The sequence below is a fragment of the Amycolatopsis sp. BJA-103 genome (assembly GCF_002849735.1).
GTDB lineage: Bacteria > Actinomycetota > Actinomycetes > Mycobacteriales > Pseudonocardiaceae > Amycolatopsis.
Genome location: NZ_CP017780.1, coordinates 5063250 through 5081455, shown reverse-complemented (window position 1 = coordinate 5081455; position 18206 = coordinate 5063250). Strand labels below are relative to the sequence as shown.

The following is an 18206-nucleotide window of genomic DNA, read 5'->3' as shown; positions in this document are numbered from 1 at the left end:
GTGGGCTGTACTCGCGATCGTCGTCCCGGCCGCCGTCACGATTCTCCGCGACCTCGACGCCTGCCGACCTCGAACTGCTGAGGCAGGACCGGCACCGCGTCGGATAGCGCCGTTTCCCGAACGCCGCGGGTGAGGATTCACGTTCTTGCCCGCGGCGTTCGCCGTGCTGGGCCGAACGGCCCATACACCGCCCCGGATGCGGCCGAACGGTCCCTTGTACGCCCGGTAGCCGGACAAATACTTTCGAAATGCCGTACAGGTCATACGGCAATTCACCGGTGGCGAAAGGTGGTACGCCATGAAGAGGTCGGTTTCCCGGACGGGGATCCTGGGGGCGCTCGTGGGGCTGGCGGTGACGGCGCTGACAGCGGTCGCGAGTCCCGCCCAAGCCGGACCGGTCCACCATCAAGCGGCTGTCGACGCACAGGCGGTGGCGGCCTACTGGACGCCCGAGCGGATGCGGTCGGCGGTGCCGATCGAGCAGCTGGTGAAGGCCCCGAACCTTTCGCCCAAGGACGTCGCCAAGGGTGAAAGCACGATCATCCAGAGCATTCCCAACGGCGGCGGCGCGTGGACGGGGGCGGGCAAGGTCGTCCAGACCGCCGGCCGCGTGTTCTTCACCATGGGCGGGCGCAACGCTTCGTGCTCCGGCGACGCGGTCACCAGCACGAACGGCAGTGTCGTGATCACCGCCGGGCACTGCGTGAAGTACCAGGGTGCCTGGCACACCAACTGGACCTTCGCGCCCGGTTACGACAACGGCAACACGCCCTACGGCACCTGGGCCGCGAAGAGCACGCTGACCACTCCGCAGTGGGAAGCGAGCGAGGACATGAACTACGACATCGGCGCGGCCGTGGTCAACCCGCTCAACGGGCAGAAGCTGACCGACGTCGTCGGCGCGCAGGGGATCGCCTTCAACCAGGCGCGCAACCAGTCGATGTACACGTTCGGATATCCGGCGGCGGCGCCGTACGACGGCACGAAGCTGATCTATTGCAGCGGAAGCACGTTCACCGATTTCCTGCTGACCAAGGACCACGGCATGAACTGCAACATGACCGGCGGTTCGAGCGGCGGCCCGTGGTTCCTCAACTTCAGTGAGGCGACCGGTACCGGCGTCCAGGCGTCGGTGAACAGTTTCGGCTACACCTTCCTGCCCGGGTACATGTTCGGTCCGTACTTCGGCACGGACGCGCAGAACCTCTACAACAAGGCGCAGGCCGCCTGATCTTCGCCGCCGCCCGTCCACCGTTTGGGACTTTTGTCCCGGTGGGCGGGCGGCTTTCGGCTCGGCATATCCTGGGCCGGTGAACTGGACAGTGGACGTTCCCGTCGACACGCTCCCCGAACTGCCTCCTCTGCCGCCCGAGCTGCGCAACCGGCTCGACGACGCGCTTTCCCGGCCCGCCGCGCAGCAGCCCGAATGGCCGGACCCCGAGCTGACGAGGCGCGTACGCGGCGTGCTGGAGAGTGTGCCGCCGATCACCGTCCCCGCCGAGATCGACAGGCTCTCCGACAGGCTCGCCATGGTCGCCCGCGGCGAAGCGTTCCTGCTGCAGGGCGGTGACTGCGCGGAGACGTTCGAGTCGAACACCGAACCGCACATCCGCGCCAACCTGCGCACCCTGCTGCAGATGGCCGTCGTCCTCACCTACGGCGCGAGCCTGCCCGTGGTGAAGGTCGGCCGGATCGCGGGCCAGTACGCGAAGCCGCGTTCGGCCTCCACCGACGCGCTCGGCCTGCCGGTGTACCGCGGCGACATCATCAACTCGCTCGTCGCCAAGCCCGAACTCCGCGTGCCCGACCCCGGCCGGATGATCCGCGCGTACGCCAACGCGGGTGCCGCGATGAACCTCGTCCGCGCGCTCACCGGCGCCGGGATGGCGGATCTGCACCAGGTGCACGACTGGAACAAGGACTTCGTGAAGTCCTCGCCCGCCAGCGAGCGCTACGAGGCACTGGCCGCGGAGATCGACCGCGGCCTGCGGTTCATGTCGGCCTGTGGCGTCACCGACACCTCGCTCCAGTCCACCGAGATCTTCGCCAGCCACGAGGCGCTGCTGCTGGACTACGAGCGCTCCATGCTGCGGATGGATCGCGCGGACGCGACGAACCCGAAGCTGTACAACCTGTCCTCGCACTTCCTGTGGGTCGGCGAGCGGACCCGGCAGCTCGACGGCGCGCACATCGCGTTCGCCGAACTGCTGGCCAACCCGATCGGCCTCAAGATCGGCCCGACGACCACGCCCGAACAGGCCGTCGAATACGTCCGGCGGCTCGACCCGCGCAACGAGCCCGGCCGCCTGACGCTGATCGCCCGGATGGGCAACGGCAAGGTCCGCGAGGTGCTGCCCGCGATCGTCGAGAAGGTCGAGGCGTCCGGGCACAAGGTCATCTGGCAGTGCGACCCGATGCACGGCAACACCCACGAGGCGTCGACGGGCTACAAGACCCGGCACTTCGACCGCATCGTGGACGAGGTCCAGGGCTTCTTCGAGGTGCACCGTAAGCTCGGCACGTACCCCGGCGGCATCCACGTCGAGCTGACCGGCGAGGACGTCACCGAATGCCTCGGCGGCGCGCAGGAGATCTCGGATCTGGACCTTTCGGGCCGGTACGAGACCGCTTGCGACCCGCGGCTGAACACCCAGCAGTCGCTGGAGCTGGCGTTCCTGGTCGCGGAGATGCTGCGCGGCTGACGGCGGTCCCTTAACGCTATGAAAGTCCCCTTCATTGCAAAATTTGCAATGAAGGGGACTTTCATCTCACTTCACGATCGCGTCAGCTCGCCGTGTCCAGCAGCCTCGCCGCGGACTTGAGCACGCCGTCCCGCAGCGAGCCCACGTCCGAAACCGCCGCCCCGTTCGCCTGCAGTCCGATGTGGACGGAGTCGCGGTAGGTCGCCACCGCGATCCCGACCGCCTGCCGCGGCGCCAGCGGCACGAAGGGGTACACGCTTTCGAGCCGCGTCCCGTCGAGGGTGAGCCGGCTGGGCGGCACCGGCACCGTGGTGACCACGAGATCGAACAGCAGCGGCGCGGCCAGCCCGGCGGCCCTGCTGCCGAGCCGGTGCAGCATCGGCGGCATCCGGTCGGCGAGCAGCGGGAACGCGCCCGCGCCCCGGCCGGGGCCCGCGGCCTTGTTCCGGCTCATCTCGCGCTGGACGGCCAGCAGCCGCTTCACCGGATCGTCGAGGCCGACCGGCAGATCGCAGAGGTAGCCGGACAGCTTGTTCCCGCCCAGCTGCTCGGCGGACCGGCCGCGCACGCTGACCGGGATGAGCGCCCGCAGGGTCCGGTCGTCGGCCCGCTGGCCGCGGTTGATCATCCATTCGCGCAGCGCGCCGGCGAGGATCGCCAGCACGACGTCGTTGGCGGTCCCGCCGTGGGTCCGGCGGATCCGCCGGATCTCGCCGGTGTCCAGCCGGACGAGGCCGAGCCGTCGTTCGGTCGACGGCGGCGCGCTGATCGGGGACAGCGGCGAACGGGTCGCGCGGACGACCGACGAAGCGATCCCCGCCGACTCGCCCGCCTGGGCGAGGGTGGAACCGAAGGCGTCCTTGACGGCGTCCACAGGGGACCGCGGCGCGGGAGGCACGGCACCGCTGTGCGGGCGCCTGACGGCGCGAGGGACCGCGTCGAGCAGGCCCGCGGCGACGGCGTACGCGCCCGCCCCGTCGGTGAGCGCGTGGTGCAGTTTCAACAGCAACGCGAACTCGCCGTCCGGCAGGCCGGTGACGAGATGCAAGTCCCACAAGGGTTTTCCGGTGTCGAGCGGTCGTCCCATCCAGCGCGACGCGTAGGCGGAGAGCGGATCCGGTTCGTACAGGGAGCTCAGGTGGTGATGTGAAATATGTTCACTGGCAACGAAACCCGGGTCGTCCGCCCAGACGGCGGCGCCGGGCGGGAACAGCGCGGTGCGGGGGCGCTGACGCAGCTTCGGGATCCGTGCGGCCCGCTCGGCCAGCAGCGCGGTCAGCTTACGCGCGTGCACCTGCCCATGCGGACGGAAGGTGACCACCGCGCCCATGTGCATGGGCGTCGTTTCGCTTTCCATGCAAAGGAAAGCGACATCGAGTGCGCTCAGCTGGGGGCCTGACATCAGTGACCTTTCTCGGAACCGGGGGCGATGTGCACAACTGCACCAGCCTGACATGACGAGCGGGTGGTCGTCATGTTTCGGGGGCGCTAACTACCGTCGGTTTCACTCGAACGATGGGACCCCGCGCGGACATGGACCACGGCCGTGCGGCAGATGGCGGACAGCCCGGCGCGGGTAACTCGTTAGCGGATCATCCGAGGAAACCGGCAGACTGCAGCACCATGACCGACGAACCGAAGCGCCCCGAACCGCCGCTCACCGGCGACGAGCGCACCCAGCTGAACGGCTTTCTCGACTTCCTCCGCGCCACTGTCGTGTGGAAGTGCTCCGGCCTCACCGACGAGCAGGCCAGGCGGCCGCTCGTGCCCAGCGAGCTGACCACCATCGCCGGGTTGCTCGGGCATCTGACCCTGGTCGAGCAGTACTGGTTCAACGTGGTGCTCGACGGCCAGGAGGACCTCTGGAAGGAGGCGCTCGAGGCCGACCCCGACGCCGAGTTCCGGGTAGCCATGAAGACCCCGATCGAGCAGCTGATCGCCGCCTACGAGGCCGAGTGCGAGCGGAGCCGCAAGGTCGTCGCGCGGATGGGGCTGGACGACCAGGTCGCCTTCCGCGGCGATCGCCAGGTCAACGTCCGCTTCGTGGTCGCGCACATGATCGAGGAGACCGGCAGGCACGCCGGCCACCTCGACCTGTTGCGCGAAGCGATCGACGGGCTTACGGGGGAGTAATTCGGCGAGGGGGCAGCGGGAAGAACCCGCTGGTCCGCTCGACGTACGTCGCGTATCCCGGCCGGGAACGCTGCAAACCCTTCTCCAGCAAGGGTTTTCCGGTGCCCTTGGCCAGCGTGTACGTCATCGCGATCGGCGACAGGATCGTCGCCGCCCCCACCCAGCTCGAACAGGCCAGCAGGTACAGGCCCCACCACACGCACGCGTCCCCGAAGTAGTTGGGATGCCGGGTGTAGCGCCACAGTCCGCTGTCGAGGACCTTTCCCTTGTTGTCCGGGTCGGCCTTGAACCGGCGCAGCTGCTCGTCGCCGATCGTCTCGAACCCGAAACCGACCAGCCACACCGCGACACCCAGCCACGCCGTCACGCCGAAGGAATCGCCGTACATCGCGAACTGGACCGGCAGCGAGACGAACCAGAGCACCACCGCCTGGAGCAGGTACACCCGGACGAACAGCTTGAGCGCCGGATTCGGGCCGGCGTTCTCCACCATCCGCACGTAGCGCGGGTCTTCGGGCAGCTTGTGGTTGCGCAGGTGGAGGTGCACGCCGAGGCGCACGCCCCAGATCGCCGTCAGTGCCGCGGCGACCACTCTCAGCGCCACCGACCCGTCCCCGAGCGGGGCCGCGACCAGGGCGACGAGCGCGAAGCCCGGCCCCCAGAACGTGTCGATGGTGTCGTACCGCTTGCGCGCCAGCGCGATGCCGAACGTGACGGCGACCGCCAGCAGGGTCACTCCGGCGGTGACGAGCAGGGTCCCCCCGAGAGACATCAGGACCACTCCCGGGTGGCGGGAAGCGCGCTCAAACCCTGTTCGGACGAGCGGACCGCGAGGATCTGGTCCACGCCCATCCGGTTCTCCTCGAACGCGAGCGCGCCGCCGACCAGGTAGAGCCGCCAGACCCGCGCGCCGGATTCACCGATCAGTGCCACGACGTCGTCCCAGTTGCTCTCGAGCGTTTTCTCCCATGCCCGGACCGTACGCACATAATGCTCGCGCAGCGCGTGGACGTCGCGGATCTCGAACCCGGCCGTCTCCAGATGCCCGAGCGTGCGGCTCAGCGGCCGCATCGTCATGTCGGGGGCGATGTAGCGCTCGATGAACGCGCCGCCGCCCGGGGCCACCGCGCCGCGGGACATCTGCTGCAGGACCAGCCGTCCGGTGGGCTTGAGCATCCGGTACAGCGTCCGCGTGTACTCGGGGTAGTTCTCTTCGCCGACGTGCTCACCCATCTCGATGGTGGCGACGGCGTCGAACGGCTCGTCGGTCAGCTCGCGATAGTCCTGCCGCCGGACCTCGACGCGATCCTCCAGGTCGTGCTGGGCGAGGCGGCCGCGGATGTGCTGCAGCTGTTCCGCCGAAAGCGTGATGCCGACGGCGTGCACGCCGTGGTGCTTGGCCGCGTGGACCAGGAGCGAGCCCCAGCCGCAGCCGACGTCGAGCAGCCGCATCCCCGGCCGCAGCCCGAGCTTGCGGCAGATCAGCTCGAGCTTGTCCGCTTGGGCTTGTTCGAGGCCGTAACCCTCCTCCTCGGACGTCCAGTACGCCGACGAGTAGGCCATCGATTCGTCCATCAGCAGCTGGTAGAAGGCGTTGCTGAGGTCGTAGTGGTGCGCGATGGCCGACTTGTCGCGGAGCAGCGTGTGCAGCTTTCCGGAGAGCCGGGCCTCTTCGGCGGGCGGTTTGGGCGGCGGCCCGACGACGCCGAGGCTCACCGCGAGCCGGAACGCTTCGGCCCAGTCACGGGGCCCGAGCTTCGCGCCGCGGACGGCGCCCGACCGGGTCAGCGCCCAGATCCGGCGGAATCCGTCGGCGAGGTCGCCCTCGACGTCGAGATCACCGGAGACATAGGCCCTCGCGAGACCCAGCTCACCGGGGGAGTAGAGGAGACGGCGCAGGGCGCGCCGGTTGCGGAGCACCACGGTCGGGGCGTCCGGCGGCCCGGCGCGCACGCCGTCCCAGGTGCGGAGACCGACCGGGAGGGAGCCACCGAGGAGCCGCTCGACGAACGGGACTAGGCGAGACGCGGGACTGTTCGGCATAGTCGTCATTCGACCCCGGACAGGTAAAGGATGGGTCGGATGATGCCCCGGTTCACCCGGTCCAATCCGGCCCGGCCCCTGTTCCGAATCCCTTTCGTGCACACCAAGGGTCAACGCATCGGAGTCATCGGCAGCGGCGTCGCCGGCCTCACGGCCGCCTACCTGCTGCAACGCCGCTACGAAGTGCTGCTGTTCGAAGCCGAAGACAGGCTGGGCGGGCACGCGCACACCCACGACGTCCCGAGCGCGCACGGCGGCACCGTCGGCGTCGACTCCGGGTTCATCGTGCACAACGAGCGCACCTACCCGAACCTGCTCCGGCTGTTCGCCGAACTGGGCGTCGCCACCCGCGACACCGAGATGTCGATGAGCATCCGCTGCGACGGCTGTGGCCTCCAGTACGCCGGCGCCAAGGGCCTGAAGGGCCTGTTCGCCCAGCCGCGCAACGTCGCCCGGGGGCGCTACCTGCGGATGCTCGCCGACGTCAAACGCTTCCACCTGCACGCGAAGCGCGTCCTCGACTCTCCCGAGGCCGGAGACGTCACCCTCGGCGCGTTCCTCGCGATCGGCGGGTACACGAAGTACTTCGTCGACCACTTCATGCTCCCGGTCGTTTCGACCGTCTGGTCGGCCGACCGGAACGACACGCTCAAGTACCCCGCGCGCTACCTGTTCGAATTCCTGCGCAACCACGGGATGCTGTCGGTCGGCGGGTCCCCGAGCTGGCGCACCGTCGTCGGCGGCTCCCGCGAGTACGTCGATCTCGCCGCCAAGCAGCTGACGGCCGTGCACCTGTCGACACCGGTCCGCTCGGTCAAGCGCACCGCGCGCGGGATCGAGGTCCGCGACGACGCCGACACCCGGCACCGGGTCGACAAGGTCGTCCTGGCCACCCACGCGGATCAGGCGCTGAAGCTGCTCGCGTCGCCGACCGAGGCCGAGCGCGACGTCCTCGGCTCGTTCCGGTACTCCAGCAACGAGGCCTGGCTGCACACCGACACCGGTGTGCTCCCGACGGCGGAAGCGGCGCGCGCGGGCTGGAACTACGCCACCCCGTTCTGTGGTGCCAACCATGGCGCGGTCCAGGTGTCCTACGACATGAACCGCCTCATGCGGCTCGACGAGCCGACCGGCTACGTCGTCACGCTCAACCCCGGCACCGCCCCCGACGACGGTTCGGTGCTGGCCAAGATGACCTACGAACACCCCGTCTACACCCCGGAATCGGTGGCCGCCCAGCGCCGCCTGCCCGAGCTGAACGACGACACGGTCGCCTTCGCGGGCGCCTATCATGGGTGGGGATTCCACGAGGACGGCTGCGCGTCCGGTGTCCGCGCGGCCGAGAACTTCGGGGTGCGATGGTGACCGTCATGGCCGTGCTCTACGACTCCACGGTGGCGCATGTCCGGCGCAACGATCCGCCGATCTCGTTCGCCCACCGCGTCTATCTGTGGCTCATCGACCTCGACGCGCCGCCGAAACTTCCGAAGTGGCTCCAGCCCTTCGCCCGCTTCGACTCGCGAGACCACTTCGCGCCCGAAGACACCTCCAGCATCCGGTCCAAATTGGACCGCTGGCTCGCGGCGCGCGGCGTCGATCTCCAAGGCGGCCGGGTGCTGATGCTGGCGGGCGCGCGCATGCTCGGGCACAACTTCAACCCGATCACCCTCTACTGGTGTCACCGGCCCGACGGTGAACTCGAATGCGTCGTCGCCGAGGTCCACAACACCTACCGGGGCAGGCACGCGTATCTCCTGCGTCCCGACGCCGACGGGAACGCCCACGCGGACAAGGAGTTCTACGTCTCGCCGTTCCAGTCGATGGACGGCGAGTACCGGATGGAGGTGCCGCGGCCGGAGTCGCTGCTCTCGGTCAAGATCGCCCTCCGCCAGGGCGGGGAGACGCCGCTGACAGCGTCGCTGCGCGGGGTGCGGCGCCCCGCCACCGCCAAATGGCTCGTGCACATGCTGATCACCCGTCCGCTCATGCCGCACCGGGTCTCCGCGCTGATCCGGCGGCACGGGGTCAAACTGTGGTTGAAGAAGGCGCCGCTGACCCGGCGGACGCCACAGACGGCCGGAGGCAGGCTTGATGGATGAATCGGCACGTCCACGCCGGATGGCGCCCGTTCCCACGACGGACGGCGAACCGGCGGGCCCGACGTCCGAGGAGCTGCTCGTCCGGGTCGCGAAGGGGGACGAGAGGGCCTTCGACGTGCTGTACGACCGGCTCGCCGGTCCGGTCCTAGGCCTGGTGCGGCGAATCCTCCGTGACGTCGCGCAGTCCGAAGAGGTCACTCAGGAGGTCATGGTGGAGCTGTGGCGCACTGCCGCGCGCTACTCCCCGGAGCGGGGGAGCGCGCTGAACTGGGCCATGACGCTCGCGCACCGCCGTGCCGTCGACCGTGTCCGTTCGGCTCGGGCCAGCTCGGACCGCGAGGTCAAGGCGACTTTCGAAGCCGCACGGGCCCGGCCCTTCGACGAGGTGGCCGAGGCCGTCGCGGCCCGCTGGGAACGTTCGCAGGTGCGCCGCTGCCTGACCAGCCTGACCGAGCTGCAACGGGAATCCGTGTTGCTCGCCTACTACCAGGGCTATACCTATCGCGAGGTCGCAGAGGTGCTGCAGACCCCGCACGGAACCATCAAGACTCGACTCCGGGACGGCCTGATCAGGCTCCGGGACTGTTTGGGGGTGACGGCATGACGATGCCCGAAATGCACACGCTCACCGGGGCCTACGCCGTCGACGCACTGTCCGATTTGGAGCGTGCCCAGTTCCAGCGGCACCTCGGCGAGTGCGCTTCGTGCGCACAAGAGGTCCTCGAACTGCAGATGACCGCGACCCGGCTCGGTGCCGCCCTGGCCGAAGACCCGCCGCCCGAGCTCAAGCGCCGCGTGCTCGCGGAGGCGATGGCGACCCGGCAGCAGCCGCCGAAGACCCGCTTCGAAACCGGAGAGCGCGTCAAGGACCGCCGCCGCGCCCCGCGCTGGGCGATCGCCGCGGCCGCGGCGGCGATCGTCGGGCTGGCGGGCACCGCCGTGTTCGGCGGGATCGCCTACGACAACCACACGCAGCTGACCGCCGCGCGGGAACAGGCGGCGCGGGCCGCGGATCGGTACGCGCCGGTCGCCGACGTCCTCGCGGCCGCCGATCTCCGGACCGGCCACGCCGACGCGTCCGTCGGGGGCGGGGGGACGGTGATGATGTCGCGCTCGAAGGACCGGCTCGTCTTCATGGCTGCCCAGCTGCGGAGGAACGACCCGGGCCGGACCTACCAGGCCTGGTTCATGTCCCCGGGTGCCGCGCCGAAGCCCGCCGGGCTCATTTCCGGTGGTCAGGACGGTGCGCTGCTGGTCGCCGACGGACTCGGCGGGGCCGAGCAGTTCGCGCTGAGCGTCGAGCAGGCGGGCGGATCACCGACCGGATCACCGTCGCAGGACGTCGTCATGGTCATGTCCATGCCGACCTGATCTCCGGTCCTTAGCAGGCCGCCGTCCGGCGCTTCGTCCGGGGCTCACTCTTGCGCCCGGGAAGATGTTGTGGCAAAACACCTTTGCGACACACGGCGTGGCTACTGGATTCGAGCCTGCCTGGTGCATACCGTCCTGCTTCAACGTCGGCAGTTGACATAACTCTCACTCTGAGGTTCAGATCGAGGGTTCGGCCCAGGCTCAGCGACCGGCGGGCAGCACGAGCACACACGATCAGGAAGGCGGCTCCGATGACGCCCCCGCACAACTACCTTGCGGTGATCAAGGTCGTCGGTATCGGCGGCGGCGGAGTGAACGCCGTGAACCGCATGATCGAGGTCGGCCTCAAGGGTGTCGAGTTCATCGCGGTGAACACCGACGCACAGGCACTGCTCATGTCCGACGCCGACGTCAAGCTCGACATCGGCCGGGAACTGACCCGCGGCCTCGGTGCCGGCGCCGCCCCCGAGGTGGGGCAGAAGGCCGCCGAAGACCACCGCGAAGAGATCGAAGAGGTCATCAAGGGCGCCGACATGGTGTTCGTGACCGCGGGTGAGGGTGGTGGCACCGGCACCGGTGGCGCTCCCGTCGTCGCCCAGATCGCCCGCAAACTCGGCGCCCTGACCATCGGCGTCGTCACCCGCCCCTTCACCTTCGAGGGCAAGCGCCGCAGCAAGCAGGCCGAAGACGGCATCCAGCAGCTGCGCAACGAATGCGACACCCTGATCGTCATCCCGAACGACCGGCTGCTGCAGCTGGGCGACATCGGCGTCTCGCTGATGGACGCCTTCCGCTCGGCGGACGAGGTCCTCCTTTCGGGTGTCCAGGGCATCACCGATCTGATCACCACGCCGGGTCTGATCAACCTGGACTTCGCCGACGTCAAGAGCGTCATGTCCGGCGCGGGCTCCGCGCTGATGGGCATCGGCTCGGCGCGTGGCGAAGGCCGGGCTATCCAGGCGGCGGAGAAGGCGATCAACTCGCCGCTGCTGGAAGCGTCGATGGACGGGGCGCACGGCGCGCTGCTGTCGATCGCGGGCGGGTCGGACCTCGGCCTGTTCGAGATCAACGAAGCCGCGTCGCTGGTGCAGGAGTCCGCGCACCCCGACGCGAACATCATCTTCGGGACGATCATCGACGACTCGCTCGGCGACGAGGTCCGGGTCACCGTGATCGCGGCCGGTTTCGACGCCGGCACGCCGACCCACAAGAAGCTCGACCCGTCGACCTTCGGTTCCCGGTCGAACTCGACCGCGTCCGCCCAGGCGGGTCAGGTCAACGGTGGCGGGGCGACGCCGGTGCAGAGCCCGCCCTCGGGTGCCACGCCGGTGCCGTCGACGGGTTCTAACGGCTACCCGGTCGCGCCGCCGCGCACGCACACGCCGATGCCGTCCTCCCGCAACGAGGGCAACGGCTCGCTGACCGGCGGGCTTCCGCAGTCCGGCGGCGGTTCGCGCGGGTACTCGCCGATCGGGTCGAACTCGACCCACGGCAGCCTGCCCAGCCGGGCCACCCCGGTGCACGACGACCCGTCGGACGACGAAGTCGACGTTCCGCCCTTCATGCGGCGGTAAGATTTCACGGTGAGCTGAAGGGGACTTTGCCCGCATGTCATGCGGGCAAAGTCCCCTTCACTGCGTGAGATGCGGGGAAAGTCCCCTTCAACAGCTTGGAGGCAAGTCTTGCGGGTACGGCGGGTCGTCACGACAAGGGCCGGCGGGGCTTCCCGGCCGCCTTACGACACCTTCAACCTCGGTGATCACGTCGGTGACGACGCGGGCGACGTCTTCGCCAACCGCAAACGTCTCGCCACCGAACTCGGCCTCGCCGAGGACAGGCTGGCGTGGATGGAGCAGGTCCACGGCCGTACCGCCACCGTCGTCGACGGTGGCGAGACTTCCGCCGCCGAAGCGACCGACGCTCTCGTCACCGCCGAGGCGGGTCTCGCCCTCGTGGTGCTCGTCGCCGATTGCGTTCCCCTCATGCTGGCCGACGTCGAAGCCGGTGTGGTCGCCGCCGTGCACGCGGGCCGCGTCGGTGCTCGCGTCGGCGTCGTCCCCGCCGCGGTCGAGGCGATGCGCTCGCTCGGCGCCGACCCGGCCCGCACCGAAGCACTGCTCGGCCCCGCGATCTGCGGCGACTGCTACGAAGTTCCCGCCGACATGGCGGCCGACGTCGAAAAGCACGTGCCCGGCAGCGCCTGCAAAACCCGGAAGGGCACCCCGGGTCTCGATCTCCGCGCCGGGCTCTGGCGGCAGCTCGCCGACCTCGGCGTCGGCAAGATCGGCGTCGATCCGCGCTGCACCAACGAAGACAAGACGCTTTTCAGCTTCCGCCGCGACGGCACCACCGGCCGGATCGCGGGCATGACGTGGCTGGACGCGTCGTGAGTGACGCGCGAAAGGCGGAACTCGCCGCCTCCCTTGCCGAAGTGGAAGAACGGATCGGCGCCGCGTGCAAGGCCGCCGGCCGGGACCGCGACGACGTCCGGTTGCTCGCGGTCACCAAGACCTTTCCCGCGCTCGACGCCGCGCTGCTCGCCGACCTCGGCGCGCTCGACCTCGCCGAGAACCGCGATCAGGAGGCGGGCGCGAAGGCCGAAGAGGTCGCCGGGCTGCGCCCGGACGCCCGCGTCCGCTGGCACATGGTCGGCAGTCTCCAGCGGAACAAGGCTCGCTCGGTCGTGCGCTGGGCCGACGAGGTGCAGTCCGTCGACTCCGAACGCCTCGCCGAAGCGCTCGCGAAAGCGACCAGGTCGGCGCTCGATTCCGGGCAACGCGATCAGCCGTTGGACGTCCTCATTCAAGTAAGCCTCGATGACGATCCGAAGCGCGGGGGCACTCGGGTGAACGAGTTGGACCAGCTGGCGGAGCGAATAGCCCATGTGGGTGATATTCGCCTCCGAGGGCTTATGGCGGTCGCTCCGCTGGGTATTGACCCGGCAGAGGCGTTCGAGAAGCTCGCTCGTGCGTCGGAACGTCTTCGGGCAGATCACCCAAATGCCCGTGAGATCTCCGCCGGAATGAGCAATGATCTCGAGCAGGCGATCGCGCACGGCTCGACCTGTGTGCGTGTCGGAACCGCGTTGCTCGGTGGACGCGGTTTAGCCTCGCCCTAGGGAATACCGTCTCGTCGTTACGGGGAGTGGTGGCGAGGGCGGGGGAGCACGGTGCGGGACGCGGCTAAGGCTAGGGAGAGGCATGAGCGCGCTGCAGAAGCTGAAGGCCTACTTCGGGATGGTGCCCGCGGACGAAGACGGCTATGACGTCGAGGATGACTACCGGCGAGGTTACGCCGAAGACGAGTACGACTACGACGATGAGCCGCCTGCCCGGTCGCGGGGTGGACGCTACCGGGAAGTCGATGACACTTATGACGAGCCTGTCGCCCGGACTCGGTCACGCTCCGTGCCCAGTCCGGAGCCGGCGGTCCACGGGGCCTTGGCGATGGATCGCCAGCCCGAACCGGTCGCACGGCTGCGTCCGGTGACGGAACCGGTCCGTCCGGCCGTCCGTGACCCGCTGAGCCGGATCACGACGCTGCACCCGACGAGCTACGCGGAGGCGCGGGCGATCGGCGAGCACTATCGCGAAGGCATCCCGGTGATCATGAACCTCACCGAGATGGAGAACGCGGACGCGAAGCGTCTCGTCGACTTCGCCGCGGGGCTCGCTTTCGCGTTGCGCGGATCGATGGACAAGGTCACCAACAAGGTGTTCCTTCTCTCACCGCCCGATGTGGACGTCACCGCGGAGGACCGTCGGCGGATTGCCGAAGGCGGATTATTCCTGCGCGGCTGATCACCCGGTGACCGCTGAGCGCAGCCGGATGTGATTTTGTCGACTCATCGGCATCTCAAGGCCGTCAACTGCGTCTTTTGACGCGGGGCATGGCAGAGTGGTTACGTGAATGCTGTGTTGCTGGTCGTCTGGTACGTGCTGTTCGCTTTCTGGCTCCTGCTGACGGCACGGATCGTCGTCGAACTCGTGCGTGCTTTCGCTCGCGAGTGGCGTCCTGCCGGAGGGGTTGCGGTAACGCTCGAGACCATCTACACAGTGACCGACCCACCGGTTCGTCTGTTCAGACGAATCATCCCGACCGTACGAATCGGCGGCGTCGGACTGGACTTATCGATTATGGTGCTGCTGTTGGTTGTGTTCTTTGCGATGCAGCTGGCAACGCCAGGGTGATTTTCGGGGAAGCCCGGGTGGACCTGCAGGCCATGGAGTGCGTGAGGTGATCTGATGTCGTTGACCCCCGCTGACGTGCATAACGTCGCGTTCAGCAAGCCGCCCATAGGCAAAAGGGGCTACAACGAGGACGAGGTGGACGCGTTCCTCGACCTGGTGGAGACCGAGCTTGCCCGGTTGATCGAGGACAACAACGAGCTGCGGCAGCAGGTCGAACAGCTCGACAACGAGCTCGAGACCACCCGTGGTGAGCTCGAGAACGCCAAGGCGGGACCAGTCGGCCCGCCGCCACAGGTGCGCGACGAGCCGTCGCGTCGCCTGGCCCCGGTGCCGCCGCCGCAGTCGGCGATGGAGCAGACCCAGGCCCACTCGATGGTGCCGGACAACGGGGAGCCCAACGTCCAGGCCGCGAAGGTGCTCGGACTGGCGCAGGAAATGGCCGACCGGCTCACCGCCGAGGCCAAGACCGAGTCGGACGGCATGCTCGCCGAAGCCCGGACCAAGTCCGAGCAGCTGCTTTCGGACGCGCGGTCCAAGTCGGACTCGATGGTGAACGAGGCGCGTACGCGTGCCGAGACCATGCTGAACGACGCGCGAACCCGTGCCGAGACCTTGGAGCGCCAGGCGCGCGACAAGGCGACGACCATGGAGCGCGAGGCTCAGCGCAAGTACACCGAGACCATGAACAACATGAACGCGGAGAAGGGCTCGCTGGGCAAGAAGATCGAAGAGCTGCGCACGATCGAGCGGGAATACCGCACGAGGCTGCGCGGGTTCCTCGAGTCCCAGCTGCGTGAGCTCGACGACCGTGGTTCGGCCGCTCCTGCCTCGGCGTCTTCGTCGAACTCGGGACAGCCGGCGTCGTCCTCGGGCGGCGGACAGGGCTACTCGTTCGGTCCTCGGGCCGAAGCGGGCTGATTTTCACCACAGCCTGATTTCTGCACTGCTCGATTTTCTACCGCTTGAATTTCTACACAGTGGAACGGCCTCGGCACTCTCCGGAGGGTCGGGGCCGTTTCGCTTGCCCCTCGTGTTGTAATTCACCGTGCTCTACATCGTCCTAGTACTGGTACTGGCGGCTCTGGGGCTGCTCGTCGCGGCGCTCATCACCGCGAACTCCCTGTGGGCTTGGATCTCCATCGGCCTCTCCGTCGTCGCAGGGTTGCTGCTCGTCTTCGACTGGCTGCGCCGCCGGAAGAAGCGGGCCGCCGAGTCCGCCGCCCCCGCCGAGTCCGAAGAACCGGAAGACTCGGAAGAGGCCGACGATTCGGCGTCAGCCGAAAAGAGCGAGCCGGACGAAGAAGAAAAGCCCGAGGACGCCGAGCAGACCGTCCTGATGCCCACCGCCGGTGAGCTGAGCGACACGGACGAAGCTCCGGAGCCTCAGCGCAACGGCGACCCCGGCGAGGAGAAGAGTGATCCCGCGGATGTGGCGATCGTCTCGGACCTCGAAATCGAGGTCGTCGTCGTGGACGAATACCCGCGCTATCACGTGACGACCTGCGCGTGGCTCGAAACCCGGGACACGATCCCGCTCGGTATCGGCGAGGCGCGCCAGCTCGGGTTCACCCCGTGTGCGCTGTGCGCGCCCGACGCCGAGATCGCCGGGCAGCACCGCGACAAGACCAAAGCGGACAGCTAGGCGCTTTTGAGCGTCTGAGCCGCCTCGCCGACCGAGACCACGTCGGCGGCGATCGTGTCGAGCACCAGCCGTTGTTCTTCGTCGGCATCCCGCGGCACAGGGATTTCGGCCGCTTCTTCGGTCCCGAGTGTCCGTGCCGCCTCTTCGACGGCGTTCGCGGCTCCGGCCGTTCCGGGACGCAGCAAGAGCGACGACGCCGTGACGGACAGGCCGCGCAAGGCCTCGGCCGCGTTCTCCAACGCGTCCCGTTGCCCCGGCGCGGGTTCCTTGGTGCCCGGCTCCGCGGCGAGCAAGCCGTGATGCGCGATGGCGGCGGCGCGGAACTCACGGCCGAGCGTCCGCGGGTCGACGTCCTCGCCGCGCAGTTTCCGCCCGACCGAGCCGAGCAGGGCGCGGGTGGCGCCGACCGCGGTCCCGAAGCGTTCCGCCGGACCGGGTTTCGGCACACCGGGGATCGCGGCGAATCCGAAGAGCAGGGCGATGGCGCCGGCGAGGACCATCAAGAGCAGGTACTCGACGAGCACGTAACGCGGGTCGAGATGCCTGGTCGTCGCGTTCATGCCGACCGACATCAGCACCATGCAACCGTTGAACACCGCCGGGCGCGTCCGCATGACGGAGAATCCGCCGAGTAGTGCGACGAGCCCGATCGGCAGCAGAAACCCTTGCGGCAGAAGCCAAAGGACGAGGGTGAGCACGACGGCGCCGCCGAGAGAACCGCCGATGCGCTGCCAGGCCTTGCTGAGGCTGTCACGCCATTCCGGTTGCATGATGGCGAAAGTGCCGAGCAGGAAGGACACGGTGAGCGGGTCGCCGGGCCGGAAACTCGCGACGACGAGCGCCAGCGCCACCCCGAGCCCGCAGCGGATCGCGTGCCGGAACTGCGGTGACTGCCAGGAAAACGCGCCGCTCAGCTCGATCCGGCGCAGCTCGTTCCGAAGTCCCTTCGGAACGTCCACACGCGACTCGTCGCGCTCGGTCGCCGCCGCCCGGACGGTTTCGAGAGAGTCCCAGAGCGCGGTGACGAGCCTCGCCGTGGCACCGGGCAACTCGGCGGGTTCCTTGCGCCGCACCGGCTCGACGTCTTCCGGTGCCCGCGCCGAGCGCACCGCGTCGGCGAGCCTGGTGGCTTCTTCCCTGGCGGCGTCGAGGGTTTCACCGATTTCCGGGTTGTCCAACCGTTTCCCGCGGATCTCGAGCAACCCCGTCGCCGCCCGGTACCGGAACATGCCGCCGAGCACCCCGGCCGTCCAGCGCCGAGGACGGTCCGCGAGCCAGAGCCTCGCCGCCCGCTCCTGCGTTTCGGAAGTGCCCGCCGCGAGCGCGTCGGCCAGCGCGTCCCGGGTCGGCTTGGCCGGATCCTTCGCGCCCATCAGCACCCGCAACAGAAGCACGACCCCCACCGCGAGCGCGGGCGCGCCGAGCACCTGCCCCGCCGACGCCGTCCCCGTCAACTGGAAGCCGTACCCGAACAGCGACGCCATCCCGAGCCCCAGCCCGACCGTGACGAACCGCGCCCCGAGCGCGGGCAACAACCCGGCGAACACCACGATCACCACCAGCAGGCCGATCGCGGCCCACTGCGACACCGCCCCCAGCAGCCGTGGCACACCGACCGCGAGGACCATCGCGGGCGCGAACCACGCCAACAGCCGCAAATCCGCCCAGAGCGGCCCGCCGACCGCCGCGATGAGACAGAAGAGCGCGGTGAGGGCCGCCAGGGTGGCCGCGTTGCCCAGCCCCAGCAGGAACCCGAGCCCGCTGACACCGCCGAGGACCACCAGTACGACGACGAGGAGTCCGGGCCCTTTCATCGGGCCTCGCTGATCGACATACCCGTCAACCTAGAGGCGATGGGCGGGACGGCAACTCGAGGTTGGGGTGAGTGGTGGCCTGCTCTCGTGGTCTGCAACTAGAGAACCGCAACTAGAGGACTAATTGCGGCCGGTCGTCTTCGGTGTGCATTCGGTTCGCTTCATTTGACCCCTGTCTTCGGCGGCTCCCGAGGCTTCCTTCGCATTCTTAA

18 protein-coding genes are annotated in these 18206 nt (G+C 68.7%); 14 read left to right on the top strand and 4 right to left on the bottom strand.

Features of this window, described 5'->3' with window-relative positions; genetic code table 11:
* Positions 1-298: 298 nt before the first annotated feature.
* Together BKN51_RS21925 and BKN51_RS21920 are read left to right on the top strand one after the other, a co-directional pair.
* The gene (locus tag BKN51_RS21925) at positions 299-1231 is read left to right on the top strand and encodes a trypsin-like serine peptidase (protein ID WP_101609403.1); all 933 of its coding nucleotides are present in this window, start codon (positions 299-301) and stop codon (positions 1229-1231) included.
* A gap of 79 nt (positions 1232-1310) precedes the next feature.
* A complete protein-coding gene (locus BKN51_RS21920) occupies positions 1311-2702 on the top strand; it encodes a class II 3-deoxy-7-phosphoheptulonate synthase (RefSeq protein WP_168214365.1) in 1392 nt (463 codons plus the stop codon).
* A gap of 82 nt (positions 2703-2784) precedes the next feature.
* Here BKN51_RS21920 and BKN51_RS21915 read toward each other — a convergent pair whose 3' ends face one another.
* The gene (locus BKN51_RS21915; RefSeq protein ID WP_174720439.1) at positions 2785-4104 is read right to left on the bottom strand and encodes a wax ester/triacylglycerol synthase family O-acyltransferase; all 1320 of its coding nucleotides are present in this window, start codon (positions 4102-4104) and stop codon (positions 2785-2787) included.
* Positions 4105-4325: 221 nt separating this feature from the next.
* Here BKN51_RS21915 and BKN51_RS21910 point away from each other — a divergent pair, with 221 nt between their 5' ends.
* A complete protein-coding gene (locus tag BKN51_RS21910) occupies positions 4326-4835 on the top strand; it encodes a DinB family protein (RefSeq protein WP_101609401.1) in 510 nt (169 codons plus the stop codon).
* Here the strand turns inward: BKN51_RS21910 and BKN51_RS21905 are convergent.
* Positions 4822-5607: a DUF1295 domain-containing protein gene (locus tag BKN51_RS21905; protein ID WP_101613375.1), complete on the bottom strand. Its 786-nt coding sequence runs from the start codon at positions 5605-5607 to the stop codon at positions 4822-4824. The two genes, BKN51_RS21910 and BKN51_RS21905, sit on opposite strands and share 14 nt — an antisense overlap.
* Entirely contained in the window at positions 5607-6878 is a 1272-nt protein-coding gene (locus BKN51_RS21900; protein ID WP_101609400.1) for an SAM-dependent methyltransferase, read from the bottom strand. Before BKN51_RS21900 ends, BKN51_RS21905 begins: the two co-directional genes overlap by 1 nt.
* Positions 6879-6917: 39 nt before the next feature.
* On the opposite strand from BKN51_RS21900, the gene BKN51_RS21895 reads away from it, so the two are divergent.
* The 11 genes from BKN51_RS21895 to BKN51_RS21845 all read left to right on the top strand — a co-directional run bounded on the left by BKN51_RS21895 (position 6918) and on the right by BKN51_RS21845 (position 16180).
* Positions 6918-8243, top strand: a complete 1326-nt coding sequence (locus BKN51_RS21895; protein ID WP_174720438.1) for an NAD(P)/FAD-dependent oxidoreductase — start codon at positions 6918-6920, stop codon at positions 8241-8243.
* On the top strand, positions 8237-8977 hold the full coding sequence (locus tag BKN51_RS21890; protein WP_101609399.1) for a DUF1365 domain-containing protein: 741 nt from the start codon (positions 8237-8239) through the stop codon (positions 8975-8977). Before BKN51_RS21895 ends, BKN51_RS21890 begins: the two co-directional genes overlap by 7 nt.
* On the top strand, positions 8970-9581 hold the full coding sequence (gene sigK / locus BKN51_RS21885) for an ECF RNA polymerase sigma factor SigK (RefSeq protein WP_101609398.1): 612 nt from the start codon (positions 8970-8972) through the stop codon (positions 9579-9581). Before BKN51_RS21890 ends, sigK begins: the two co-directional genes overlap by 8 nt.
* Positions 9578-10348: an anti-sigma factor gene (locus tag BKN51_RS21880; RefSeq protein ID WP_101609397.1), complete on the top strand. Its 771-nt coding sequence runs from the start codon at positions 9578-9580 to the stop codon at positions 10346-10348. Before sigK ends, BKN51_RS21880 begins: the two co-directional genes overlap by 4 nt.
* A gap of 251 nt (positions 10349-10599) precedes the next feature.
* Entirely contained in the window at positions 10600-11922 is a 1323-nt protein-coding gene (gene ftsZ, locus BKN51_RS21875) for a cell division protein FtsZ (RefSeq protein ID WP_101609396.1), read from the top strand.
* A gap of 108 nt (positions 11923-12030) precedes the next feature.
* Positions 12031-12738, top strand: coding sequence for a peptidoglycan editing factor PgeF (gene pgeF, locus BKN51_RS21870; RefSeq protein ID WP_101609395.1), 708 nt, complete (start codon positions 12031-12033; stop codon positions 12736-12738).
* Positions 12735-13466, top strand: coding sequence for a YggS family pyridoxal phosphate-dependent enzyme (locus BKN51_RS21865; protein WP_101609394.1), 732 nt, complete (start codon positions 12735-12737; stop codon positions 13464-13466). The genes pgeF and BKN51_RS21865 overlap by 4 nt, the downstream gene beginning before the upstream one ends.
* A gap of 82 nt (positions 13467-13548) precedes the next feature.
* The gene (locus BKN51_RS21860; protein WP_101609393.1) at positions 13549-14148 is read left to right on the top strand and encodes a cell division protein SepF; all 600 of its coding nucleotides are present in this window, start codon (positions 13549-13551) and stop codon (positions 14146-14148) included.
* Between the two features lie 114 nt (positions 14149-14262).
* Complete coding sequence (locus BKN51_RS21855) at positions 14263-14538, top strand: YggT family protein (protein ID WP_005155180.1); 276 nt, start codon at positions 14263-14265, stop codon at positions 14536-14538.
* Positions 14539-14592: 54 nt separating this feature from the next.
* Complete coding sequence (gene wag31 / locus BKN51_RS21850; protein WP_101609392.1) at positions 14593-15456, top strand: DivIVA-like cell division protein Wag31; 864 nt, start codon at positions 14593-14595, stop codon at positions 15454-15456.
* A 127-nt stretch (positions 15457-15583) separates the two neighbouring features.
* The gene (locus tag BKN51_RS21845; RefSeq protein ID WP_101609391.1) at positions 15584-16180 is read left to right on the top strand and encodes a hypothetical protein; all 597 of its coding nucleotides are present in this window, start codon (positions 15584-15586) and stop codon (positions 16178-16180) included.
* Here the strand turns inward: BKN51_RS21845 and BKN51_RS21840 are convergent.
* Entirely contained in the window at positions 16177-17994 is a 1818-nt protein-coding gene (locus BKN51_RS21840; RefSeq protein ID WP_101609390.1) for an FUSC family protein, read from the bottom strand. The two genes, BKN51_RS21845 and BKN51_RS21840, sit on opposite strands and share 4 nt — an antisense overlap.
* Between the last annotated feature and the right edge of the window lie 212 nt (positions 17995-18206).

Bases quoted from the DNA above. Each gene is read 5' to 3' on its own strand.
- BKN51_RS21925 (WP_101609403.1), top strand. From the start codon at position 299: ATGAAGAGGTCGGTTTCCCGGACGGGGATCCTGGGGGCGCTCGTGGGG.
- BKN51_RS21880 (WP_101609397.1), top strand. From the start codon at position 9,578: ATGACGATGCCCGAAATGCACACGCTCACCGGGGCCTACGCCGTCGAC.
- BKN51_RS21890 (WP_101609399.1), top strand. From the start codon at position 8,237: ATGGTGACCGTCATGGCCGTGCTCTACGACTCCACGGTGGCGCATGTC.
- BKN51_RS21915 (WP_174720439.1), bottom strand. From the start codon at position 4,104: ATGTCAGGCCCCCAGCTGAGCGCACTCGATGTCGCTTTCCTTTGCATG.
- BKN51_RS21860 (WP_101609393.1), top strand. From the start codon at position 13,549: ATGAGCGCGCTGCAGAAGCTGAAGGCCTACTTCGGGATGGTGCCCGCG.
- wag31 (WP_101609392.1), top strand. From the start codon at position 14,593: ATGTCGTTGACCCCCGCTGACGTGCATAACGTCGCGTTCAGCAAGCCG.
- BKN51_RS21910 (WP_101609401.1), top strand. From the start codon at position 4,326: ATGACCGACGAACCGAAGCGCCCCGAACCGCCGCTCACCGGCGACGAG.
- BKN51_RS21840 (WP_101609390.1), bottom strand. From the start codon at position 17,994: ATGAAAGGGCCCGGACTCCTCGTCGTCGTACTGGTGGTCCTCGGCGGT.
- BKN51_RS21895 (WP_174720438.1), top strand. From the start codon at position 6,918: ATGATGCCCCGGTTCACCCGGTCCAATCCGGCCCGGCCCCTGTTCCGA.
- ftsZ (WP_101609396.1), top strand. From the start codon at position 10,600: ATGACGCCCCCGCACAACTACCTTGCGGTGATCAAGGTCGTCGGTATC.
- sigK (WP_101609398.1), top strand. From the start codon at position 8,970: ATGGATGAATCGGCACGTCCACGCCGGATGGCGCCCGTTCCCACGACG.
- BKN51_RS21905 (WP_101613375.1), bottom strand. From the start codon at position 5,607: ATGTCTCTCGGGGGGACCCTGCTCGTCACCGCCGGAGTGACCCTGCTG.
- BKN51_RS21900 (WP_101609400.1), bottom strand. From the start codon at position 6,878: ATGCCGAACAGTCCCGCGTCTCGCCTAGTCCCGTTCGTCGAGCGGCTC.